Source organism: Colwellia sp. 5_MG-2023, from assembly GCF_030547795.1.
Lineage (GTDB): Bacteria > Pseudomonadota > Gammaproteobacteria > Enterobacterales > Alteromonadaceae > Colwellia.
Map to the genome: position 1 here is coordinate 260,077 of NZ_JAUOPW010000001.1, position 24,053 is coordinate 284,129.

Here is a 24,053-nt window from a genome sequence, read left to right on the forward strand (position 1 = left end):
AATAGTCTTTTGTAGACCTGTTGATTGTTACTTTTATAATTGGTTTGTTACTTACTTGTACGATATTTATTTCTTAATTTAGCGAAATCGTTGAGTGCATATCAAACGTTTCTGTAGATGAAATAATAATAGTGTCTCCTGACTTTAATCCCGATGTTATTTCAATAAATTCAATGCTTTGCGAACCTGTTGTTATAGGGGTTAACTTGGCTTCGTCTCCTTTAATAACATAAGCAGCTTGGCCACCGTGGCTAGCTTGGAAGCCACCACGTTTAACCATTAATACGTTTTCTTTATTTTCAAATTCGATACGTGCATTCAAACGTTGATTTTGGCGTAGTTGAATTTCGGCTAAGTTATCGATTGACACTCTAACCATAACTTGACTGTTTTTAACTTCAGGAGAAACTGAAATAACTTTACCAATAAGTGATTTTCCTGATATTTGCATTTTCACATCAAGACCAAGTCCTAAATCATCCGCGTAAAATTCAGGTACATTAAGCTCCGCTTCATACTGGCTTAAATCAACAATAGTCATAATGGCTTGGGTATCGCTAACTCGTTCTTTTTTCTGTACTAACCAGTTACCAACAATACCATCAACGGGTGCTCGAATATTCAGTAGCTCAACACGTCGCTGTAGTTCATCAACCACTAATTGCTGACTTTTAACTAAAAGATCACGTGTTTGGTTTTCAAATTCAAGACGTTGTATTGCTAGTTCGACACGTTTTTTGGCATGTTCGAATAGTAAGTCATCCTCAAGCTTTGCATCACGTTTACTAACTAAGTAAAGCTGACTAACCACTTGTTTTTCATATGACAGCTCTGCACGGGTTAATTCTCGGGTACTCGCATTAGCACGAACACGCGCAGTATCAAGCACCTGTTCGAGATCAAGCTGAGCTTCACGATCACGTAATTCACTTCTTCTAGCATCAATTTTTAAACTTTCTAACTTGGCTGTTGCTTGTTTAACTGTTGATTGTAATTCGGGACTTAATATAGTTGCCACAATGGCATCTTTTTTAACAATATCACCTGGTTTCGCTAATAAAGTAACTTGCCCCGGCTCTGAGCTATAAATGGTAGGGGCATTCGCAGCAACCAATTTACCATTAACAGCAATGTCACGAATTAAGGTACCGTTAACAACGGTAGCACGGGTAATAGTTTGTGGGTTAACACTTGGAATGCCGCCAGACCATTGGCTTAAAGTTGGTAAAATAAACCAAATAATCCCAATCACTACAACAGCACCTATGATTAACTTAATCCAAGGTTTTTTATTAGTAGGGTTACTTATTATTTCGTCTTGTCCGTCGGTAGAGCTAATCATATCAATTTCACTGTATTGTCATATATATACAGGATATAGCGAGTAACATGCCAACAGTAAAATAAAAAAATAACCAACTGTTTTTAAAGGGTTTAAATGAAAAACGTTACAACTAAAGTGTCCGGTTTTTTAATAATAAGTGTCCGTTCGGACGATGTGAGTGTCCGATTTATTCAAGCGGACATTACTGTAAGCGGACCATAATTTAAGCGGTGACACTGTAAGTAAGTGATAACTTAAACAGACAACAATTGCGTAGATGCACACGTAGTATGATTGTTTGACGATGAAAATAAAAAGTAGAAAGGCAGTTGATGAGAGACTGAAGTGGTTTATGTAAAATAAATGAGTTATCGCTATTTACATACAAATAACGATAACTCAACTTAATGGCTTAAAAACATTTGTGTTATTTAGCCAAAAATAGCGCGCATAAGCTCGATAACTTTCTCAACACTTTTACCTTTTTTTACTTGGGCAATAATCGAGTCACGCTTGCTTAACATATATTCTGGTAGATCTTCAGACATTAATGCTTTATCTACCATTTCCTCTACCGTCTCTTTACTATTTTTTCTAAAGGTAGAGTTTGATTTTTTGGGTGCTTTGTTTAGCGCTTTATCACGAGCACGAATATAGTTCGAGTTTTGTGATAAGTCAGCATCGGCAAATAAAAATAAATCAATTAATATGGCACGATTTTGCCAAATAATAAGCTCAAGACCAGGGTTTTCTTTTTCGTCAATCGCTTCCTCTTGTTCAGTAATCAGGTCAGAGTCAACATCAGAGCTATCATCAAGACTTGTTGTCGTACTACTCTCTGTAATACTTTGCTCAGGCTCTGCTTGATTCCACCATGGCAACGTACGTAAAGTACCAATCATATCGTGCCAATATGATGAAAAGTCAGTGTTTGAAAACTTCACAATAGATAGCCCTTTGCAGAACATATCAATTTTATTATTGTTTAAAGCGATAAATTGATCCGGACGACGCATCGCGAGTAATCGCGTTGCAGCAGGTAATGGCGCTTTGCTTTTAACAGAGCTGTCTTGCGATTGCTCTTGAGCATAGTCTGAAAATATTTTCTGAAAATCCGTAACAAACTTTTGATATTCGTCATAGTTTACATCACCCGTTAACGGAATATGTGCTAACGCCGCATCAAACTTTTCAGGGCATTGCTCAAGTAAGAGATGAAAAAGCTTAGCCCCTTTCGTACTGGCAAACCATTCTGTATCAAAGTCATAGGTATGATATACGTGACTGGCCGTATGCTTACCAGCAAATACTAATCGGTCTTCCATACTTAGCTCAGCTAGCGGAAGTTGACAATTGTTCTTAACATAATTCAATAAACGTAAACGCTCATCTAACGCATGTAATTCATGTTGCTGTTCAATAAAACCAACAAATATCGGCCAAGGTGCAATACGTGCCATTTTACATTGACTAATAGTAAAACCGGCTTCCAATGTATCTTGTAATTTTTTTAATGGTAAAAATTGTTCTTCATCTAAAAGTTCCATATTAAGATCTTCACGGCATAGCCTAATGAACTCTCGACACCACCCTGTAAATTCATCAGGTCTATTTACTACTTTCACTGCCATTAAATTTAAACTTAACGGCGTAAAATATTTAAGTACATTTTGATAAATCTGGTTTTCAGCGGCAGACAATGGCATTTTTACGGGTGAAGATAACAATTTTCTCATTAAATTTTACACACTCTTATTGATGATTTATTTCTAGCTATACAAGCTAATATAGGCTAAAAATAATAACGAAAGTCGCGCATAATACGGATTTATTGAGGCATTGCAATGAATAGTAAATATTATTCTATTTTAGCTTTATAGTTGTACTATTGTTGATTGAAAATAACACTAATAAATAACTTGAAAGATAAGAGTGAATAATTCTTCAGAAAAAATGATTTCGATTAACAAAACTAAATCATCCGCTATGAGATAAACCGCTATTTTTTTGCTTAATTGACGCTATTTTCATCCTTTACTTTACTTCCTTAAAAAAAGTCACTGATTTCCTATATAAAATAATATCGACTCCCGTATAATCTACCAATAAGCCTTAGTATAATCATAGAGCCTAATTAATGAGCTACATCCCACTAGAACAATTAAAGAATGCTTGGATCTTTAAACATAAAAGTCTTCCTATTAGTGAAAACGATTTAACCAAAATTAAACCTATGGCCAAAGATCGCGCGAATGTATTGTGGGATACTTTTATTAGTCGCCAAGTAGATCATCCTGACTTTTTTAAAAAAGGCGACTGGCCTTTCGACAAAAGTAATTGGAAAGAGCAGGGAAAATGGGAAAGTATTTGGGACAGCAACGATGAAGAATTACCTGAATTAATCAATACTCATATTGCTTGGGATAATAACACTGTGGTTTATTATTGCTCAAATAGGGAAAATGTTATTGAAACAACATGGGCGGTGTTTAAACGTTGTTGGAAAAACTTCTTATTTATGGATGATGGTCCTATTTTAATAGGAAAAAAACGTCAACAAGTAGTACAGTTTACTAGTAATGGTTATTTTAAAATTGGCGACAAACCAAAGTAATGACTATAAAAACCATATTACATCCACGTAATAAACATCGTCATGGCTACGACTTTGCGACCTTAAAAAAGGTCCATACTCCCTTATCAGCGTTTATTATAAAAAACCCATATAATCAACAAGATACTATTGATTTTAGCAATACTGATGCAGTAAAAGCCTTAAACTTTGCTTTACTAAAAAAACATTATCAAATAGATCATTGGGACTTTCCTCAAGGCTACTTGTGCCCTCCTATTCCTGGGCGTGTTGATTATATACATTACCTTGCTGACTTATTGAAAGAAAGTAAGGCATTGATAGCGGAAAAGAATAAAGCCATTAGCAGTAAAATCTCTGTATTAGATATTGGTACTGGTGCTACCTGTATTTATCCTATGTTAGGTGCTAGTGAATATAATTGGTCTTTTGTCGCTTCAGATATAGATCCCGTCTCTATAAAAGCGGCAAATGCAAATGTTAATGCCAATCCCAAAATTAAGCAGCAAATAAACTGTCGCTTGCAAAATAACAGCACTAAGATTTTTGAAGGTATTATTAAGCCAAATGAATTTTATCATGTCACTTTATGTAATCCTCCATTTCATAAATCATTAACTGATGCTGCAACAGGCACTAACCGTAAATGGAAAAACCTAAATAAAGGCAAAACAGCGGGTAAAAAAGAGCATAAAGTAGATACATTAAATTTTGGCGGTCAAAAAGCTGAGTTATGGTGTCAAGGCGGAGAATTGGCCTTTATTCGTCAAATGATCAAAGAAAGTATCGTTTTTCAAAACCAAGTGCTCTGGTTTACCTGTTTAGTGTCAAATAAAGATCATTTATCTAAAATAAAGTTATCGCTAAAAAAAGCGAAAGCGTCAGAAATTAAAGTTTTTAACATGGCTCAAGGACAAAAAGTCAGTCGTTTTATTGCTTGGCGCTTTGTTAAAAATAACCTAACTACAATGTAATTTAGACTTAACTACCATTAATAAAAATATTTAACCCCAAAACTAAAGCTTAAATATCAATAGCTTAAAATAAAATTATTGATGTTATATTAAGGGAGGTATAGCCCTTTAAAATCATTAAACGTAACCCATTAACAGTAATTAAAGAGATAACATGTCCTAAATAAATAGTTCATTGGCATAGTTTAAGCATAACTCCTATTGGAAATGAATCTTAAACCAACTAATAACTATAAAAGGAAAAATACATGTTAAGTTCAATTGTACTTTCAATGGCGATGTCAGTTTCACCTGTTCCAGCAGCAGATGCTAATATTCTAGATATTCAAGAAGTTAGCGCTAAACGTGGCTCTCGTAGATTAAGTGATGAATTCAATTTAGATGTTCAAGAGGTTAGTGCTAAACGTGGCTCTCGCCGATTAAGCGATGTATTTAATTTAGATGTTCAAGAAGTGAGTGCTAAACGTGGTTCTCGTCGTTTGAGTGATGAATTCAACCTAGATGTGCAAGAAGCTAGTGCTAAACGTGGTTCTCGTCGTTTAAGTGATGAATTTAACCTAGATGTTCAGGAAGCTAGTGCTAAACGTGGCTCTCGTCGTTTAAGTGATGAATTTAACCTAGATGTGCAAGAAGCTAGTGCTAAACGTGGCTCTCGTAGACTTTAATATTTAAAAATAAGTTTAATTTCAGAGGTCAACCATGTTCAACTTATTAAAATCGTTTTTCAATACTAGCAAAGCTAAAAAAGGTAACCCTATTGCTGCTCGTATCGAAATAAAAGAAACCTCTGCCAATACTTGGTGGAGATAAGTTATTAATAACTTATCTTTTATTTAAAAAGCGTAATTATCTGGTAAATCAATTGTCAGAAATGATAAATAAATATCTAATATGGATGTTAGATATTTATTCAATAGTGACACGTTCACTTAGCATAAGACCGTATACAATAGAAACTAAGCCCTAAAAATAAGCTGTTCAAAACCAAACAAGCTATTTAACCGCATACGCTTTTTCATAACAAACATCGGCCATATAAGCGGGCCAAATATTATTCCAGCAACAGTCCATCGTTTACGATCAAAACCTGCAACTAATGCCTGACAATAGAAAAAGGCACCGCAAACAACGCTTAATAATGTGCCTAAAAACACTAAAAATAACGACATAGTTCCTCGCCTAAATACCTATATTCAACAGATATTTATCTACACTTAAAGACGTCAAAAAATCGACAATAATATAGTTAACTGCCCACTTTTATTCAAGTTAAAATACCTATAGTTATTATTCATACCAGAAATAAAGCGGCATATTTTATCCGCCTTCGTGGCTAATTATTACCACATAACGGCCAAATATAACCCTAAATAGTCTTATACCAATCTCACTAACTATGTGATCATTTCTACTTGCTAAAATCACCAACTACATCGTTATTTATTTAATAATTAGAACAACTAGTTATTGAAATAAATGCCTTGTATTTGGCAATTTTTTCTACGTATAAATTTGTTCACTTAATTAATGAAACTGGTATTAATAAACAGAGATTAAGCCAACAGCATTAATCCAAAAAGTTAGTATTATAACCTTTAATAAAAGGAGTAGCATTTTAACTGACAGAATAAAAAGTAATATTAATTTTTTTGAGAAGCACTCAGCATACTAAGGTAATTCAATATGCTGAGCTAATTTGGTAGGTGAGCATTTTGCTCAATGAATAGAGTAAAGCGGTATAGTCATGTCACTTAACTATACCGCTTAACTATACAGATTAACTATGCCGCCTAGTTATAGGGTTAATAAAGTGACACTTTTTTAACACTCTTAATTTCATTTACAGCTTTGTATAAGCTTAATAATAGCTAGTACCATTTTCAGCCATTGTAATTAAAGCTTCACATGGTGCGTAACGTTCTCCATGCTGTTGTGACCATTGCGTTAATTGTGCAACTAAAGATTGCGCACCAATATTGTCAATATAACGTAAAGGGCCGCCTAAAAATGGTGGGAAACCTATACCAAAGATGGCGCCAATATCACCGTCACGAGCATTACGAACAATACCTTCATCAAGACAACGTGCCGCTTCATTAAGCATCAAGTAAGTACAACGTTTTACTATTTCATTACTTGATAAGCTACCAGCTGGATTTAAGTTTAATAAAGTATAAATTCCTTCATCAACTTGCTTCTTACCTTTTTTAGCTTGCTTGCCGTATAAATAAAAACCTTTATTTGCTTTTTTACCTAAACGGCCATCATCTAATAACTTTGAAAAAGCAGGTGGAGCAGCAAATCGTTCACCTAAATCAGCTTCTAAAATAGGTCCTATTTTAGCGCCAACATCAATACCTACTTCATCAAGTAATTGCATTGGCCCGACCGGGAAACCAAAATCAACTAATGCTTTATCAAGCTTATCAATTGGCTCACCTGCCAATAATAATATAGCGGCTTCGTTCATATAAGGCGCTAAAATACGGTTAACATAAAAACCCGCTTTATCTTTAACAACAATAGGTGTTTTGCCTTGTTTTTTAGCAAAAGCTACTGTGGTCGAAATAGTTTGATCTGAAGTTGTCGCATGAGGGATTATTTCTACCAATGGCATTTTATCTACCGGTGAAAAATAATGTAAACCAATAACGTTCTCAGGTCGTGCTGCTTTTTCCGCTATTTTGCCAATCGGTAAACTAGAAGTGTTACTAGCAAAAATGGTTGAATCTTTAGTTTTACTTTCTATTTCAACAACCATATTTTGTTTTAATTCTAAGTTTTCAAATACGGCTTCAACAACAATATCTACATTTTTAAAACCAGAATAATCAGTGCAGCCAGTGATCATGGACATTTGTTTTTGCATTTCACTTTTTCGCATAAAGCGACGCTTAACTTTTTTATTCAGTAAGTCGTAGCTATATTTTAGCGCATGGCTTATGCCTTCGTGACCAATGTCTTTAATACGCGCTGGAATATTGGCTTTAGTTGCGGTAACAAAAGCAATACCGCCACCCATTAAGCCACCACCAAGTACACCGGCTTTGAGGACTTTGCTCGGCATAACATTTTCAACACCTTGCTCTTTCTTCATCTCTGTTGTCGCAAAGAAAATATTACGAAGTTGTGCCGATTCTGGGCTCATCGCTAGCTCGCCAAAATGCTCAGCCTCAACTTGATAACCTTTTGCCGCTGATTCTTCTACACCAGTTTTCACACAATGAATAATTTTCATTGGTGATGGATAGTTACCTTTTGTTTTAGACAAAACTGATTTCTCAGCCTGTTTATAAACAATACCGCGACCAATAGATGTGCCTTCTAAAAACTTATTAATCAATGAAGATTTAAACTTCACTGTTCGTTTAAATTTACCCGAAAGCGCCATTTTTTCAGCTGTTTCAATTAAGATGCTATTTGGAACCACATCGTCAACCAAACCTAATTTCAACGCTTGTTTTGCGCGAAGTTGTTTGCCGGTTAACATCATATCTAACGCTTTTTGAATACCAACAAGTTTAGGTAATCGTTGTGTTCCACCGCTTCCTGGTAATAAGCCTAATTGAACTTCTGGCACACCTAACGCTGTTTTAACATTGTCACTACACACACGTGCATGACATGCCATCGCAAGCTCTAAACCGCCGCCTAAACAAGCACCATTAATCGCTGCTACAACGGGTATATTCAATTGTTCAAGCTGTGAAAAAATCATTTGCCCTTGACGAGAAAGCGACACTACTTCTTCTTTTGTTTGGCAATTATTGATCATATTAATATCAGCACCAGCAACAAAAGAGTCTTGTTTACCGCTACATAGCACAATGCCCGTAATAGCTGCATCCGCTTTGATTTCAGCTAAGACATCAGCAACCTGCTCTGTAAATTCAGCTTTTAGCGTGTTCATCGTATCGCCAACAACATCCATAACCAAATGAGCAATACCATTTTCCTGACGGACTAAGGTGAAAGCGCTATTGCTATTGATTACATTATCATCAGTTGAAACTGATGAAGTTTCACTCGTTACTACTTCTTTGTTATCACTCATTAGGCTGTCTCCACTACCATAGCTGCACCCAAACCACCCGCCGCACAAGCAGTTGTTAATCCAATACCACCGCCACGTCGATTTAATTCATTTAGCGTTTGTGTAATTAAACGAGCGCCCGTTGCCGCAAACGGATGACCGTAAGCTAATGAACCACCCATAACATTAAATTTACTCATATCTATTTCGCCAATAGCTTTATCACGTCCTAAATGCTCTTGTGCAAATTTGTCACTAGCAAACATTTTCATATTCGCAAGTGCTTGAGCTGCAAAGGCTTCATGCATTTCTATTAAATCTAAATCTGCCAATTCTAATCCAGCACGTTTTAAAGCAATAGGCGTTGCGTAGCTTGGCCCCATCAACATATCTTGCCAAACATCGATTGCAGCAAAACCATAACTACGAATATACCCCAATGGCGTATAACCTAGCTCTTTGGCTCGTCCTTCGCGCATTAATAAAATAGCCGCGCCACCATCAGTTAACGCAGTACTAGTCGCAGCTGTTACAGTGCCGTGTTTTCTATCAAAACAAGGACGTAATTTTGCATAACCTTCTAATACTGAATTTTCTCGAATACAGTTATCTTTATCAATAAAGCGATTATAAGGTTCACTGTGTGTACTCATCACTTCACCGGCTAATTTACCTTCCGCCCAGCTTTGAGTCGCTAGCGTATGTGATCTATGAGCAAGTGCATCTTGGTCTTCACGCGAAATATTATATGTTTTGGCCATTTGCTCAGCCGTTTGTCCCATAGAAATTCCCGTTGAATATTCAGCAACAGCGGGGGCTACCGGTAAAATATCTTTAAAGCCTAATTTACGAATTAAGGCTATTTTTTGTCCAAGTGTTTTTGTTTTACTTAAATCTAATAAGGTACGGGCAAATTTTTTCGATACACCAATAGGTGCTACTGACGAGGAATCTGCACCACCAGCAATACCAACATCAACAAAACCAGCCATTATAGACTCAGCAACATTTACTGTTGACTGAAAACTTGTCGCACAGGCTCTTGATACGCTATAAGCATCGGTATGCACATTCATACCTGTGCCTAAAACAATTTCACGTGCAATGTTTGGGGCTTCAGGCATCTGTACTACTTGACCAAATACACACTGATCAATAATTTTTGGGTCAATATCATGCTTTTGTAATAACTCGTTGACTACTAACTTACCTAAATCAACGGCTGGTACACCATGAAAAGCAGTTGCTTGTTTAGCAAACGGGGTTCTAAGCCCTGCTACAACAGCAATTCGCTCACCTGCTGATGTGGTCATTTTTATTGTCATGTATTTTTTCTCCTAATTAGTAGCGCTTCTTTTAATAAAAAGGCGAAGCGCGAAGAGGTCTGACCTCTCAATTGTTACCCTGATTTTAACTCACTATACGAAAATATCAATGCCTGATTTTTTTCTTAGTATAAAAGCATAGTTTATTAAACCACCACCAAAAGAAAAAAATTGTTACAACTAAGTCAAAGAATGCTTGTTTTCTTTAACAATACCCTTATATATACTCATGTCACTTCAATATTCGGGCTTAGTACGTCGAACTATTTAAATACCAGAATGTATTTCAATGCATTCTTAAACAATTAATAAAGATAAAATAATTATGGCAATTGAACATTTTTCAGCATTAAAACAGCATTTATCACAACAAATCATTGGTCAACCTGCTTTTGTAGAAAATTTACTTATCGCTTTATTAGCAAATGGTCATTTAATTGTTGAAGGTCCTCCTGGGTTAGCGAAAACACGTGCTATAAATGCCTTAGCTGATGGGCTTGAAGCTGATTTTCATCGTATTCAATTTACGCCTGATTTATTACCTGCCGATTTAACAGGTACTGACATCTATAGACCAGAAGATGGCACTTTTGTTTTTCAGGCTGGCCCTTTGTTTCAAAACTTAGTATTGGCAGATGAAATTAACCGTGCACCAGCAAAAGTCCAATCAGCCTTATTAGAAGCAATGGCTGAAGGGCAAGTAACTGTAGGTAGAAAAACATATCAATTGCCTGATCTATTTTTAGTTATGGCAACACAAAACCCGATTGAACAGGAAGGTACTTATCCTCTACCTGAAGCGCAACTTGATCGCTTTTTAATGCATTTAGAAATTGATTATCCTGATGCGGCTAGTGAGTTAGAGATTTTAAAACTCAATCGTGGCGAAGCGCGTACGAATACTAATGAAGAAAAGCCAAAATTAAGAGTGTTAAGTCAAGCTGAAATATTTAATGCTCGTGATGAAGTGCTTAATATCCATATGGCACCTTCCCTAGAGACCTATATGGTTGATTTGATCATGGCGACGCGTCAACCCGAAAAATATGATGAGAAACTTAAATCATGGTTAGCTTTTGGTGCTAGCCCACGTGCAACAATTGCCTTAGACAGATGTGCTCGTGCTCGTGCTTGGTTACACAACCGTGATTTTGTTAGCCCTGAAGATATTCAAGCAGTTTTACATAATGTGTTAAGACATAGAATAATACTTAGTTATCAAGCAGAAGCTGAAGGTATCTCGTCTAATCAATTACTTGATCATCTTTTAAGCTTAGTTGCAGTGGCTTAGCATTGAGTAATACGGTCGGCAATAACTATGTGGTTTAAACAAAAAACAACCCGCAATAAACAGAATTTAGCGATAAATGACTGTCAAAGTCAGCTAGCAAGCATTGATAGCAATGGTGTTGAACTTGCCATGACAGAGCTATTAAATTATCAAAATAAAACGGCACTTATTGACTTAGCTGCACGTAAGAATATTCAAGGACAAATGTCTGGGAATTACTTATCACGCATTAAAGGTCGAGGTATGGAGTTTGACGAAGTTCGTCATTACCAAACGGGTGACGATATTAGAGCAATTGACTGGCGTGTTACGGCAAGAACAGGTAAAACTCACACAAAATTATTTCGTGAAGAATTAGAACGCCCTGTTCTTATCGCCACAGATTTAAGTGCCAGTATGCATTTTGGTAGCCAATTACTTTTTAAATCTGTTCAAGCTGCTCATTTAGCCGCTTTAGTTGCTTGGCATGCTAAAAACCGTGGTGATCGTTTAGGTGGCATTGTTTTTAACCAACATGATCATCTAGAGCTAAAACCGAGAAGTCGCAAGGAAGGCGTGTTACATTATTTACACTCACTAACTGCTATTCATCTTGCTCAACATAAAGCGCAATATGACAATTCTCCTCAAGAAAACCAAGCTGAGATCAATAAAAAACCAGATAGTAGCACTGCTAATAAAAATTACTTTAGTGATAACTGTGCTCGTATTAGACAAGTAGCTAAACCAGGTTCTTTAGTATATTTAATTACCGATGGCCAACAGTTAAAACAAGCCCCTAATCGTGCACAACAAGATGCTTTACGACATTTAACACAAATAAGTAAACATTGTGAGTTAGTCGTTTGTTTAATTGACGATCCATTAGAGCAAGCGCTACCAAGCAGTTCTTTAAAACTTAACGTTGTATTAACGGATGGTGAAAATCGCCAACAATTAACCTTAGGTGATAGAAAAGCTGAAGAGAATTATCACAAACAAGCACAAACTATCAATGAACAATGTTCTGAACTACTTACTAAAGCTGGTGCTAGAGTATTTAATTTGAGCGCTGGTCGAACACTAGAGCAACAACTGAAAGAGGGAGCAAAATTTTGCAGTCGATAAACGCTCTACCAACTCAAGCCCCAATGCAAGCGAACACAATAGAATTAAAAGATATTCATGTACCAGAGCAAATATCTAACTTCCCTATTGCCTATGGTTGGTGGTTATTAGCCGCAATGATTGTTTTTATCGCGATTATCACTATCATTAAAATGAGAAAAAATGCGCAACGTAACCAAGTAAAAAAACAAGCATTAATACAATTAAAAAATACGCCTAACCTTTCAATAAATGACACGGTAGCCCTATTAAAATGGGCGGCTATGCATTATTTTTCTCGGACAGAATTGGCTAAGCTTTTTGGTGATTCATTACAGTCATTTTTAACAGCTCAATTACCAATAAAATATCAAGAAAAGTTCACTAGTTTAAGTAAAGAAGCCTTTATCAACCAATATCAGTCTCAAAAAGATGAACATAATGTTCCGTCATCAGATAGCGACTTTTATCACGCCGCTATTCTTTGGCTAACGCACGCACTGCCACCTAAACCATCAAAAAAGATTGAGACTAATACCGACGAAAATATGAGTTCACCTTTAAAGAAAAGTCAAGGAGTTAGCGCATGATAACGTTTGCTTGGCCTTGGTTATTACTTCTTTTACCACTCCCGCTATTAGTTTATTGGTTACCTAAGAAGGACAGTACTCAAGTAAGTGCAGCATTAATTATGCCGCAATTAATTGATAGTCATTCTGTCGATGTTACTCATCAACAAAATAAGAAAGCGCCATTAATTGTTTTGACCTTATGCTGGCTATTAACAGTATTAGCATTAAGTCAACCACAATGGCTTGGTGATGCTATTGATATTCCTACCGAAGGCAGAGAAATGATGATTGCCGTTGATCTATCTGGCAGTATGCAAATAGAAGATATGCAGCTAAATGGTAACACCGTAAACCGCCTTAACATGCTAAAAGTAGTGTTAGGTGATTTTATACAACGTCGTGTAGGAGACAGGCTTGGTTTAATACTCTTTGCTGATGATGCTTATATGCAAACACCAATGACCTTTGATAGAAAAACCGTTAAACAAATGCTTGATGAAAGTGTATTAGGTTTAGTTGGACAAAAAACCGCAATCGGTGATGCTATCGGGCTTGCTGTAAAACGTTTTGATGCCAAGCAAAAGTCTAACAAAGTTTTATTATTATTAACTGATGGACAAAATACCGCAGGAAAAATATCACCTGAACAAGCGCTTGAGCTTGCCATTGCCAAAGATATCACTATTTATTCTATTGGTATTGGTGCTGACGTAATGTTACAAAAATCATTATTTGGCACACGCCGAGTTAACCCTTCGAGCGAATTAGATGAACAAACCTTAACAAAATTAGCTGAAGAAACGGGCGGTAAATATTTTCGTGCCCGAGATGGACAAGATATGAGCGAAATTTATCAATTGCTCGATCAACTTGAGCCATTAGAACAAGAGCAACAACAAATGAGGCCACTTACTGCGTTATTTTATTTTCCGTTGGCCTTAGCTTTGCTGATTAGTATGTTCTATTTTTTAGCCATCAATTTTACTCGCTTCAATCGTAAATAACCTAGGTTTAAATATCACAATGACCTCTTTTAATTTATTTCTAAGCAACTTTCATTTTGTCAGACCTTATTGGCTATTGGCACTCTTTGCTTTATTTCTGGTACTTTGGTTATTAAAAAAACACCGTTTTCATCAATCACCTTGGCAAAAATTTCTCCCTAGCCATTTAAGCCAAGTGCTCGTAGAAGGAAGTGCTAATTCAAGCACCAACAAAAACTCATTTAGCAGTAAAACTTTTTTGTTAAAACCCTTTATTATCGGTTTATTGGGTATCATTGCCTTAGCTGGGCCTGTGTGGAAAAAATTACCACAACCGGTTTACCAAACGGAACGCGGCTCCGTTCTTATTATGGATATGTCTTATTCCATGTATGCCACTGATGTAAAGCCTAATAGACTGACAAGATCACGCTTTAAGGCTATTGATTTACTTAATAAAATCAATGAAGGTGATACTGGGTTAATTGCTTATGCTGGTGATGCCTTTATCATTAGCCCATTAACCCAAGATGTAAAAAACATAACCCTATTACTACCTTCATTAACACCAGGCATTATGCCAGTATCTGGCTCTAATCCTTTGGCCGCATTAACACTTGCCCATGAAATGCTGATCAATGCTGGACACCTTAATGGCGATATTTATTGGTTCACTGACGATATCGATAATGAAGAAATAAACGATATTTATGACTGGTCAAATGAATTTGGTCATCAATTAAATATTTTAGGTGTAGGTACTGAAAGTGGCGCTCCTATAACCTTACCTAGCGGTGAATTATTAAAAGATTCTTCTGGTGCTATCGTTGTGCCACAGCTGCCAAGCCATAAATTACAATCGCTAGCATCGCGTGGACAAGGAAACTATCAAACCATAAAAAATGATGATAGTGATATTAATAATTTAATTGTAAAAGACACGATGTCTGAAAGAAATAAAAGCGAAAAACAACAAAGCCAACAAACTGGTGATCAATGGCAAGAACAAGGGGCATGGTTATTATTACTAGTACTGCCCTTGATGCTGAGCTATTTTCGTCGTGGCAGTACACTTCTACTATTACCTTTAACTTGTATGCCTATGTTATTTTTACTTTCTTTTTCACTCGCTAGTTCTTCTAGTTTTGCAGCAACTGAACCGGCTGAAATTGAAAAAAATAACACTGTAGAAAATTCGCAAATGGCTACATCATCTTTCGCAAGTACCTCCAAAAAATTATGGCAAAACTTATGGGAAACAAGCGATCAACAAGCACAAAAAAAATATAACCAAGAAAATTTTCAAGGAGCTGCTGAACAATTTAAAAATTCACAGTGGCAAGGTAGCTCTCATTATAAAGCGGGTAACTACCAAGCAGCTTTAGATGCTTTTAGAAAAGGCGATGAAGCTAATAGTGCTGACTCTTTGTACAATCAAGGTAATGCGTTAGCTAAAATGCAACAATACGAGCAAGCTATTGAAAGTTATGAGGAAGCATTAAGTAAAAATCCTGAGCTCCAAGATGCTAAAGATAATATAGAAAAAATAAAGCAGCTACAAAAAGAGCAAGAGCAGCAAGAGCAACAGGGTGACCAATCAGAAAACGAGGATTCACAAGAACAAGATTCTGACGAGAATAAAAATCAAGAACAACAAGACTCGCAATCAGAAAATGATCAATCTCCAGGAGATCAGTCTCAAGAGCAAGACAATAAAGAAGGTCAACAAGGCTCTGAAGGAGATGAAAATAATGACAAAGAACAAGATAGTAAGCCTGAAGAATCTAACCAAGAACAACAAGAGCAAGAGTCTGAAGAAAAAGAACAGCAGTCAGAAAGTACAGAGCCAACTGAAGAACAAGGTAATGAAAATGAAGCAAAAACAGCCGCACAAATTGCTGCCGAACAACAAGCTAAAGAAACAGACCAAAAACATCAACAGTTATTGAATAAAGTAACAGATGATCCCTATTTATTACTGCGCAACAAAATGCAATTAGAATATCAAAAACGCAAACAAGATAGCACTAGTCCAGGAGTCAAAAAACAGTGGTAAAAATTATTTTGAACGTATTAGCCTTACTAACCGTCATTACCGCCATAGCAATAAGCCAAACAGCTTTTGCTCTTAGTAGCGTTACGGCAAGCATAGATGCTAATCCTGTAATGAAAAATGACTCAATCATTTTAACCGTTATCGCGGATGACAATGTTGAGCGAGATGCACTTGATACCTCAATGCTATTAAAAGATTTTGTTGTTGCGCGCACAGAAGTCAGCTCACAAACGAGTATGATCAATTTTGAAACAAGCAGAACCACGCGCTGGAAAATTATATTAATTCCAAAAACAATTGGCAGTTTAACAATACCACCTCTAACTATAGATGGGCATAGCTCTCAACCAATTAATGTACAAGTAGTCGAGCAAAGTAACGCAACGTCGACTCAACAAAAAGATGTGTTTATATCAACAGAGCTGTCCTCAAAAGATATCTATGTTCAGCAGCTACTTACACTTACCGTTAAATTACATGTTGGTGTTCAACTTCAGCGTGGTAGCTTAACTGAACCAAGTTTACAAGGAGCAACCATAGAGCAAGTAGGTAAAGATCAAGAAAGTGATAATATTGTTAACGGTAAGCGTTATAGAATAATTGAACGTACCTATGCTATTACGCCCGAGCAAAGTGGTAATTTAATACTAGAAACACCAATGTTCTCTGGTGATATTATGGTTCAATCACAACGTCGCTCTGGGTTTTTAAGCTTTGGTGACACTAAACCTATTAATATTATAGGTGAAAAAATAGCGCTTAATGTACGCCCAATTCCTGACAGCTTTCCTTTAGATAAGAATACTAGCTGGTTACCTAGTGAATTACTTACCTTGCATCAAGAATGGCAACCAGAGCCTCAAGAATTTAAAGTAGGTGAGCCGATTACACGTACAATTACATTAACCGCAGCCGGTTTAGCTAAAGCACAGCTTCCTCAAATAATGATGGAAGCACCAAGCGGTTTGAAAATATATCCAGATCAACCTGAATTACATTCAAACTTAACAAAAGAACGCTTAATTAGTCAAAAAAGACAAAACTTTGCTTTAGTTGCCAGCCAACCTGGTGACTATACTCTACCTAAAATAACCATTGCTTGGTGGAATACCATAACGAATAAATATCAAGAAGCAATCTTACCAGAGCAGACAATTAGCATTAAGCCGAATCCTGATGCCCCGACTTCTGTAACAAGCAATATGGTAAATACACCTATAGTATCGCAAGGACAAACAGCAGTTTCACCTGTACCCCTATCGCCACCTAACATTGTTGAAAAAACGAGCTCGTTACAGTGGTTATTTTTAGGCTTATGGATTTTAACCACTTTTGCTTGGGCGTGCCATGTTTGGTATTTAAAACGCACTACCACTAAACAAGTAGAACCTAACAAGATAAAGGCAGTAAATAATCATTATCTTGCCTTGATGGCTGCTTGTAAAAAAAATGATGCCGAACAAACTCTTAATTTAGTTCTACCTTGGTTAAATACCTTACCTTTAAATCAGGAAGGAAGTGCAATATCGACCTTATCTGAGGCTTTAATAAAAATAGATAATGAAGAATTTACTTCAGCTATTGATGAAATTCAGCTATACCTATATGGTAAAGACGTAACTGAACAAACATGGGTTGGAGATAAACTATTAAAGGCAATTCAACAAATTAATGCTTCAGGTAATAAAAATAAACAACAACCTAAATTCACATTAAATCCGTCTTAATACTAAAATAAACACATTTAATAAAGAATTTAAATAAAAGTTGAAATTAATATAATAAATATCAGGTCTGATATATTGAGTCCATTAAGGCATTTGCATGGCGACAAAACAAGTTAGGTATGAAGCTCTGGTAAAAGGGCTGCATAGTGATTTATACCGATACGCATATTGGTTAACTCACGACAAACAGGTTTCTGAAGATTTAGTACAAGAAACCTTTTTAAGAGCATGGCGTGCACTTGACTCATTAAAAGATGAAAAAGCCGCTAAATCATGGTTAATAACCATTTTAAGGCGCGAAAATGCAAGGCGATTTGAACGAAAACGCTTTGATATGAGTGAATATGAAGAGGACAGTATAATGGATACGCAATCCACTAGTACTGAACAAGAGATAGAAAACGAATGGTTAAGAGATAAAATAGCTCAATTACCGCCGGAATACTCCGAGCCATTAGTACTACAAATACTAGGTGGCTACAGTGGTGAAGATATAGCTAAATTATTAGACTTAAACAAAAATACGGTAATGACTCGATTATTTAGAGCTCGAAACCAGTTAAAAGAAGCTTTAGAAAAAGAGCCTGAAAAGGCGAGATTTCTCCATGAAAAATAGTACAACGAGTAAAGATATGACATCTGAAACGAAAATGGATGACTTACAATTTAGGCGCAGCATCTATGCTGACCCTAGCAGCTTAGATGAAGATATAATCGCGGCTCAAAATGATGATCCTGCGAAAAAGCAATTAGCCCAAGAGCTTTGCATGCTTGATGAAAGAATCAAACAAGCAATGAGTATTCCTGTGCCTGACGATTTATGTGATAAATTACTTTTACGTCAAACACTCAAAAGCCACCAACAAAATAAACGTAAATCACGTATCCATTTAGCTTTAGCCGCATCTGTCGCAATAATTGCTGGAATAGTAGTGAATTACTTACAATTTTCTAATAGCTATAATTATGACAATTTAGGTGATTATGCTCTTGCCCACGTCTACTATGAACAAGGTTCATTTTCTAATAGTACAAATGCTAAAGTCAGCTTAGACTCATTAAATCAAAAAATGGTTACTTTTAATGGCAGCTTTAGTGATTCAATGGGTGAATTGATTGCTGCAGATTACTGCCGATTTGATGGTATGAAAAGCCTACACTTAGTATTTAAAGGGGTAACCGATACTGTGGCGGTATTTGTTGTGCCTAAGAAAGAACATCTTGAATTTGTTGATAAGTTTCATGATGATAATTTACAAGGTGAATCTCTTAGTTATCAAGAAAATGATATTATTGTTGTTGCTAATAAAAACGAATCATTAAGCCAATGGCAACGTGCTATTAGCAACAATATTAACTGGTCTATTTAATTAGGACACTAATTAGAAAAACTAAGTACCACAAAAGGTTTGATAATATTGGTCTTTATCTTGCGGTGCGTCTTGGTAATATTTAGTATTCGTAAGTTCTTTATATGGTGAACAGATAACTTGAAGAAAGTCATTTACAATATCGCTAACTTTTGGGTTATCTGATGTATTAGAATTCATGTTATCTGTTACTACTAACTCACAACGATCAAGTAACTCCTCGATATGATGATTTCGAGGAATTACTAATGGATTGTTTTTAGACATCAAGCTTTCTGCTTCTACTTTTGAGATGTTAAGCTGAGTTAGGGTTTCCATCCATGTTTGATACCATTGACCAAATTCAGAGATTAACGCTTTTTCTTGGGCACTATTTGATAATGATTGTGTTAGTGCATAAAAAGTTTGTGTGTAATCCAGTTCTTGAGCTTGCATCATGGCTAAAAGCTCATTAATTAAAGTCATATGATTTTCACCTATGTCACTAATACCCAGCTTTTTCGCATACATTGCATAATAAGCTTGATCAAATTTACTTGTATATTGCTGAATGATCGCTTCAATGCTTTCTAACGTTTTTTCTTGGTTAACTTCGTCTTCAATATTATTATCCGCATCTTTTTCAGCTGTGTCATTCAATAACACTAATAGACAATCGGCTAATCTAGCCATATTCCACTGACCAATTTTTCCTTGATTACCAAAAGCATAACGACCATATTCATCAATAGAGCTAAAAGAAGCTTTATTGTCATAGATTCCCATCATTGCACAAGGACCAAAATCAATGGTTTCGCCACTTATAGCAGTATTATCTGTGTTCATCACACCATGAATAAAACCGATACGTAACCATTGTGTAATTAAGGTTATTTGCTTATCAATTGCTTTTTCTAAAAACTGTAAAATACGTTGTTCTTGCGAAGGCTTTTGATTACTAACCTTTGTACTATCAGCATCTGCATTGTTAAGACTAGGATCATCAATTTCAGGGAAATGACGCTCAATAGTATAATCAAGCAAGGCAGTTAATGAATCTATATCGCCGCGAGCGGCAAAGTATTGAAAGCTACCAACACGAATGTGACTAGCGGCAACACGGGTTACCACAGCGCCAGGTTTAGCCAAGCCTCGGTTAATCAACTCACCAGTACCTACTACAGCTAAACACCTAGAGGTGGGCACACCAAGCGCATAGAGAGCTTCACTCATCATGTACTCACGTAAAGCTGGCGCTAATGCACACTTCCCATCGCCGCGTCTTGAAAAAACAGTTTGCCCTGAGCCTTTTAACTGGATATCACGACGAATACCTTTTTTATCTAGCATCTCACCAAGTAAATGCGCTCGACCATCCCCTAAATTAGGATTGAAATGACCAAATTGATGTCCTGAATAAGCCAAGGCAATTGAGTTGACCCCTTTAGGTAATTCATTACCTGAGCCGTACTTAGCTAATAGTTTGTGATCTGCTTGCAATGTTTCAGTAATCGATAAATCATCGGCTAATGCCTTGTTCCACAACAAAAGCTTTGGATCTGGCACTGTATCTGGTGATACGCGCTGATAAAATTGTGCACCTAGTTCAAAATAACTATTATAAAATTTCAATGGGTTGTCCAAGTTATAACTGTATAAACAACGTCTGTTAACAGTGATTAATTTACACTGAACAGACATTAAACTAATGCCTGTTCATTTATATTATCCTTCTTTTATGTATTAAGGATGGTGGGTCAACATTTCGTCATGCTTGGCTAAAATAGCACTATCATTTTGAGGCGCCATATTACTAACAATATAAATAACCAAAGAACATAAAATAAAGCCTGGCACTATTTCATACATTATTGAGCTTAATGATTGCCCATTAATAGTGACCGGTAAATAAATCCACAGCAATACTGTGACTGCGCCAGTAATCATCCCTGCTAGGGCTCCATTTCTGGTCATTTTTTTCCAATACAAGCTACCGATAATAACCGGTCCAAACGCGGCACCAAAACCAGCCCAAGCATTACTCACTAAAGTTAAAATAGTGCTATTGCGATCATAAGCTAAAGAAATTGAGACTAATGCAACTAAGATAACAGAAATTCGCCCCACCATGACTTGTTGCTTATCAGACGCTTCTTTATGTAAAAATGTTTTATAAAAATCTTCTGTTAAAGAGCTTGATGTCACTAATAATTGAGACGAGATTGTACTCATAATAGCAGCTAAAATTGCAGCTAATAAAAAGCCTGCAATAAGTGGACTAAATAGAATTTGCGATAATAAAATGAAAATCGTTTCCGGATCTTTAAGAGACATACCTGTTTTAGCAACATAAGCTATCCCCGCAAAGCCTGTCCCCATTGCACCAATGATAGCCACTATCATCCAACTCATACCAATGCGTCGTGCTGCGGGCATATCCTTTACACTTCGTATCGCCATAAACCTTACAATAATATGAGGTTGGCCAAAGTACCCCAAGCCCCATGCCATTGCCGAAATAATACTGATTGCGCCAACACCATTAAAAATATCTAATAGTTCAGGGTTAATATTACTTACAGTATGTTGTACCTCATTGATACCACCTACTTCGTTAATCGCTACCACAGGCACTAAAACAAGTGCTATGAACATAATGCAGCCCTGAACAAAATCAGTTAAGCTAACAGCTAAAAAACCACCAAAAAAAGTATAAGCGACGACAACACCCGCTGTTACATACAGGCCAACTTCATAATTCAAACCAAAAGAGCTTTCGAACAGTTTACCGCCAGCAACAATACCACTTGAGGTATACAGAGTGAAAAAGACGACAATAACAACAGAAGACACCACTCTTAATAAACGAGATTTATCATTAAAACGGTTTTCAAAGAAGTCAGGTAAAGTTATAGAGTCATTCGCTACTTCGGTATAAGTTCTCAGGCGTGGCGCGACAATTATATAATTTAAAAAAGCACCAATAACCAAACCAAATGCAATCCACAAGCTACTCATACCTGAAACATACATTGCTCCTGGTAACCCCATTAACATCCAGCCACTCATATCAGATGCACCTGCAGATAAAGCTGCAACTCCAGGGCTTAAGTTTCGCCCTCCTAACATAAATCCTGACACATCATCTGTTGATGTTTTGAAGGCGTAAATTCCGATACCTAACATAATGATAAAATATAGCGCTAACGAAACCATTGTTCCAAATTCCAAGTGTTACCCCTTAAATTGTTTTTATTTTGTGAAATACCTACCTACGCTATCAAGAAAGCCACTAAAAATAAACCTTAGTGGCATAATCTTCCTATAAAAAGTACTTATTAAATAGATTTTACGACAAACAATAAAGCTCAGCTATCTTGCATCTTCAAACAGAACAGGTATATTGATTAGTAACTGCTTTTATTAAAAAAGATATTGCTCAAACTATGTACTTTTATGCCGCTAGACAGCCTATTTTAGATGTAAACAAAAAACTCTTTGGTTATGAGTTACTTTTTCGCGATAGTATAGACAATGTTTTTCCTGATATAGATGGTGATGAAGCAACAAGTAAAATGATTGAAGCAAGTAAATTCAATATGGGTATAAGTGAATTTACAAATAATAAACTCGCCTTCATAAACTTCACATTAGAAACCTTAGTTCAAGGTTATCCCGAGATGCTGACAAATGAAGAAGTAGTAGTTGAAGTTTTAGAAACAGTAAAACCTGGCAAAAAATTACTCGGCCTATGTAAAAATTTGCATAGTAAAAATTACATCATTGCTTTAGATGACTATGTACACCAAAATGTATGGATACATTTTTATCCTTATATAAAAATTATTAAGGTAGATATTCAAAAAACAGCTTTAAGTGAAGTAAATCAAATAATTGAAGCAACTAGAGATTACCCTCACATAGAATTACTCGCAGAAAAAGTAGAAACTTATGAAGAATATGAACAAGCTAAGCAGTTAGGCTTTACCTATTTTCAAGGCTTCTTTTTTGCTAGACCGGAAATGGTGAAAACTAAAAACTTATCACCTTCTCAACTTACAATGGCAGACCTACTATATGAAACGTCTAAACCAGAGTTAGATCTTGCAGGTATTACCCACGTTTTTGAGCGGGACGTTTCTCTATCTTATAAATTACTTCGTTATGCAAATTCTGCCGCATTTAAACGACGTAGTGAAGTTTCAACGATAAAACAAGCATTAATATTACTCGGTTCGAGCGAACTTAAACGTTTTCTTGCCTTAATGTTTGCTGTAACAGTAAACCCTGAAAAGCCCAATGAATTAATAAAAGCCGCACTTGCTCGTGCTAAATTTTGTGAGCTTATTGCGCGTGATATGAGCTATAGATCTGATGTTTCAATTGCTTTTCTTACGGGGTTATTATCCATGATAGATGCAATTTTAGATGAAAAAATAGAGGTTATCTTAGATAAACTTCCGCTAACCAGTGAAATTAAAGATCCTCTATTAACGCGAAAAGGCTTGATGGCAGCCATAATAAGATTAGCTGAACTAATTGAGCATGCCGAATGGGATAAAACAAATATTATTATGGAAAAACTTATAATAGAGAAGACTCAAACCCTAAAACATTATAATGAAGCATTAGCATGGGCTGATGAACAAAGTCAGATGTCTGAATAAACCATGACAGGAAACGGGTATTATTTTCAATAATGCACTCATTTCCTGTTTAGCAATCTCAATTATAGACAAA

Annotated in this window: 19 protein-coding genes; 12 read left to right on the forward strand and 7 right to left on the reverse strand. The window is 36.1% G+C overall.

From position 1 onward, the window contains the following. Window positions 1–73: 73 nt before the first annotated feature. Window positions 74–1,342, reverse strand: a complete 1,269-nt coding sequence (locus Q4496_RS01075) for an efflux RND transporter periplasmic adaptor subunit (protein ID WP_252727574.1) — start codon at window positions 1,340–1,342, stop codon at window positions 74–76. Between the two features lie 413 nt (window positions 1,343–1,755). Beyond that, a complete protein-coding gene (locus Q4496_RS01080) occupies window positions 1,756–3,060 on the reverse strand; it encodes a hypothetical protein (RefSeq protein WP_215973812.1) in 1,305 nt (434 codons plus the stop codon). Window positions 3,061–3,461: 401 nt separating this feature from the next. On the opposite strand from Q4496_RS01080, the gene Q4496_RS01085 reads away from it, so the two are divergent. From Q4496_RS01085 to Q4496_RS01095, 3 genes are all read left to right on the forward strand, one after another. Continuing rightward, window positions 3,462–3,938 carry a DUF2947 domain-containing protein gene (locus Q4496_RS01085; protein ID WP_215973811.1) on the forward strand — a complete coding sequence of 159 codons (477 nt, stop codon included), beginning with the start codon at window positions 3,462–3,464 and terminating at the stop codon, window positions 3,936–3,938. Continuing rightward, window positions 3,938–4,891, forward strand: a complete 954-nt coding sequence (gene rlmF / locus Q4496_RS01090; protein ID WP_303609790.1) for a 23S rRNA (adenine(1618)-N(6))-methyltransferase RlmF — start codon at window positions 3,938–3,940, stop codon at window positions 4,889–4,891. Before Q4496_RS01085 ends, rlmF begins: the two co-directional genes overlap by 1 nt. A gap of 248 nt (window positions 4,892–5,139) precedes the next feature. After that, window positions 5,140–5,556 (forward strand): hypothetical protein, encoded by a 417-nt coding sequence (locus tag Q4496_RS01095; protein ID WP_215973809.1) that lies wholly within the window; start codon window positions 5,140–5,142, stop codon window positions 5,554–5,556. 291 nt (window positions 5,557–5,847) lie between these two features. Here Q4496_RS01095 and Q4496_RS01100 read toward each other — a convergent pair whose 3' ends face one another. From Q4496_RS01100 to fadI, 3 genes are all read right to left on the reverse strand, one after another. Beyond that, window positions 5,848–6,060 (reverse strand): hypothetical protein, encoded by a 213-nt coding sequence (locus Q4496_RS01100; protein ID WP_215973808.1) that lies wholly within the window; start codon window positions 6,058–6,060, stop codon window positions 5,848–5,850. A 689-nt stretch (window positions 6,061–6,749) separates the two neighbouring features. Next, the gene (gene fadJ / locus Q4496_RS01105) at window positions 6,750–8,945 is read right to left on the reverse strand and encodes a fatty acid oxidation complex subunit alpha FadJ (RefSeq protein WP_303609791.1); all 2,196 of its coding nucleotides are present in this window, start codon (window positions 8,943–8,945) and stop codon (window positions 6,750–6,752) included. Continuing rightward, window positions 8,945–10,249 (reverse strand): acetyl-CoA C-acyltransferase FadI, encoded by a 1,305-nt coding sequence (gene fadI, locus Q4496_RS01110; protein WP_215973806.1) that lies wholly within the window; start codon window positions 10,247–10,249, stop codon window positions 8,945–8,947. Before fadI ends, fadJ begins: the two co-directional genes overlap by 1 nt. 325 nt (window positions 10,250–10,574) lie before the next feature. On the opposite strand from fadI, the gene Q4496_RS01115 reads away from it, so the two are divergent. From Q4496_RS01115 to Q4496_RS01150, 8 genes are all read left to right on the forward strand, one after another. Next, the gene (locus Q4496_RS01115; protein WP_215973805.1) at window positions 10,575–11,540 is read left to right on the forward strand and encodes a MoxR family ATPase; all 966 of its coding nucleotides are present in this window, start codon (window positions 10,575–10,577) and stop codon (window positions 11,538–11,540) included. 27 nt (window positions 11,541–11,567) lie between these two features. After that, window positions 11,568–12,647, forward strand: coding sequence for a DUF58 domain-containing protein (locus Q4496_RS01120; RefSeq protein WP_215973804.1), 1,080 nt, complete (start codon window positions 11,568–11,570; stop codon window positions 12,645–12,647). After that, the gene (locus Q4496_RS01125; protein ID WP_303609792.1) at window positions 12,635–13,216 is read left to right on the forward strand and encodes a DUF4381 domain-containing protein; all 582 of its coding nucleotides are present in this window, start codon (window positions 12,635–12,637) and stop codon (window positions 13,214–13,216) included. The genes Q4496_RS01120 and Q4496_RS01125 overlap by 13 nt, the downstream gene beginning before the upstream one ends. Then, window positions 13,213–14,202 carry a VWA domain-containing protein gene (locus Q4496_RS01130; protein WP_215973802.1) on the forward strand — a complete coding sequence of 330 codons (990 nt, stop codon included), beginning with the start codon at window positions 13,213–13,215 and terminating at the stop codon, window positions 14,200–14,202. Before Q4496_RS01125 ends, Q4496_RS01130 begins: the two co-directional genes overlap by 4 nt. Window positions 14,203–14,221: 19 nt before the next feature. Next, window positions 14,222–16,237: a VWA domain-containing protein gene (locus tag Q4496_RS01135; RefSeq protein ID WP_215973801.1), complete on the forward strand. Its 2,016-nt coding sequence runs from the start codon at window positions 14,222–14,224 to the stop codon at window positions 16,235–16,237. Continuing rightward, window positions 16,231–17,964, forward strand: a complete 1,734-nt coding sequence (locus tag Q4496_RS01140) for a BatD family protein (protein WP_303609793.1) — start codon at window positions 16,231–16,233, stop codon at window positions 17,962–17,964. The genes Q4496_RS01135 and Q4496_RS01140 overlap by 7 nt, the downstream gene beginning before the upstream one ends. Before the next feature lie 97 nt (window positions 17,965–18,061). Next, on the forward strand, window positions 18,062–18,580 hold the full coding sequence (locus Q4496_RS01145; RefSeq protein WP_215973800.1) for a sigma-70 family RNA polymerase sigma factor: 519 nt from the start codon (window positions 18,062–18,064) through the stop codon (window positions 18,578–18,580). Then, on the forward strand, window positions 18,570–19,334 hold the full coding sequence (locus tag Q4496_RS01150) for a DUF3379 family protein (RefSeq protein ID WP_252727572.1): 765 nt from the start codon (window positions 18,570–18,572) through the stop codon (window positions 19,332–19,334). Before Q4496_RS01145 ends, Q4496_RS01150 begins: the two co-directional genes overlap by 11 nt. A gap of 21 nt (window positions 19,335–19,355) precedes the next feature. Here the strand turns inward: Q4496_RS01150 and Q4496_RS01155 are convergent, their stop codons facing one another. After that, window positions 19,356–20,945, reverse strand: a complete 1,590-nt coding sequence (locus Q4496_RS01155) for a YdiU family protein (RefSeq protein ID WP_303609794.1) — start codon at window positions 20,943–20,945, stop codon at window positions 19,356–19,358. Window positions 20,946–21,056: 111 nt separating this feature from the next. Then, complete coding sequence (gene putP / locus Q4496_RS01160) at window positions 21,057–22,544, reverse strand: sodium/proline symporter PutP (RefSeq protein ID WP_289847548.1); 1,488 nt, start codon at window positions 22,542–22,544, stop codon at window positions 21,057–21,059. Between the two features lie 215 nt (window positions 22,545–22,759). On the opposite strand from putP, the gene Q4496_RS01165 reads away from it, so the two are divergent. Next, a complete protein-coding gene (locus Q4496_RS01165) occupies window positions 22,760–23,980 on the forward strand; it encodes an EAL and HDOD domain-containing protein (RefSeq protein ID WP_215973798.1) in 1,221 nt (406 codons plus the stop codon). Window positions 23,981–24,053 lie beyond the last annotated feature (73 nt).

Excerpts from the sequence above, each read along its gene's own strand:
- Q4496_RS01075 (WP_252727574.1), bottom strand. The coding sequence starts at position 1,342 with ATGATTAGCTCTACCGACGGACAAGACGAAATAATAAGTAACCCTACT.
- Q4496_RS01080 (WP_215973812.1), bottom strand. The coding sequence starts at position 3,060 with ATGAGAAAATTGTTATCTTCACCCGTAAAAATGCCATTGTCTGCCGCT.
- Q4496_RS01085 (WP_215973811.1), top strand. The coding sequence starts at position 3,462 with ATGAGCTACATCCCACTAGAACAATTAAAGAATGCTTGGATCTTTAAA.
- rlmF (WP_303609790.1), top strand. The coding sequence starts at position 3,938 with ATGACTATAAAAACCATATTACATCCACGTAATAAACATCGTCATGGC.
- Q4496_RS01095 (WP_215973809.1), top strand. The coding sequence starts at position 5,140 with ATGTTAAGTTCAATTGTACTTTCAATGGCGATGTCAGTTTCACCTGTT.
- Q4496_RS01100 (WP_215973808.1), bottom strand. The coding sequence starts at position 6,060 with ATGTCGTTATTTTTAGTGTTTTTAGGCACATTATTAAGCGTTGTTTGC.
- fadJ (WP_303609791.1), bottom strand. The coding sequence starts at position 8,945 with ATGAGTGATAACAAAGAAGTAGTAACGAGTGAAACTTCATCAGTTTCA.
- fadI (WP_215973806.1), bottom strand. The coding sequence starts at position 10,249 with ATGACAATAAAAATGACCACATCAGCAGGTGAGCGAATTGCTGTTGTA.
- Q4496_RS01115 (WP_215973805.1), top strand. The coding sequence starts at position 10,575 with ATGGCAATTGAACATTTTTCAGCATTAAAACAGCATTTATCACAACAA.
- Q4496_RS01120 (WP_215973804.1), top strand. The coding sequence starts at position 11,568 with ATGTGGTTTAAACAAAAAACAACCCGCAATAAACAGAATTTAGCGATA.
- Q4496_RS01130 (WP_215973802.1), top strand. The coding sequence starts at position 13,213 with ATGATAACGTTTGCTTGGCCTTGGTTATTACTTCTTTTACCACTCCCG.
- Q4496_RS01135 (WP_215973801.1), top strand. The coding sequence starts at position 14,222 with ATGACCTCTTTTAATTTATTTCTAAGCAACTTTCATTTTGTCAGACCT.
- Q4496_RS01145 (WP_215973800.1), top strand. The coding sequence starts at position 18,062 with ATGGCGACAAAACAAGTTAGGTATGAAGCTCTGGTAAAAGGGCTGCAT.
- Q4496_RS01150 (WP_252727572.1), top strand. The coding sequence starts at position 18,570 with ATGAAAAATAGTACAACGAGTAAAGATATGACATCTGAAACGAAAATG.
- Q4496_RS01165 (WP_215973798.1), top strand. The coding sequence starts at position 22,760 with ATGTACTTTTATGCCGCTAGACAGCCTATTTTAGATGTAAACAAAAAA.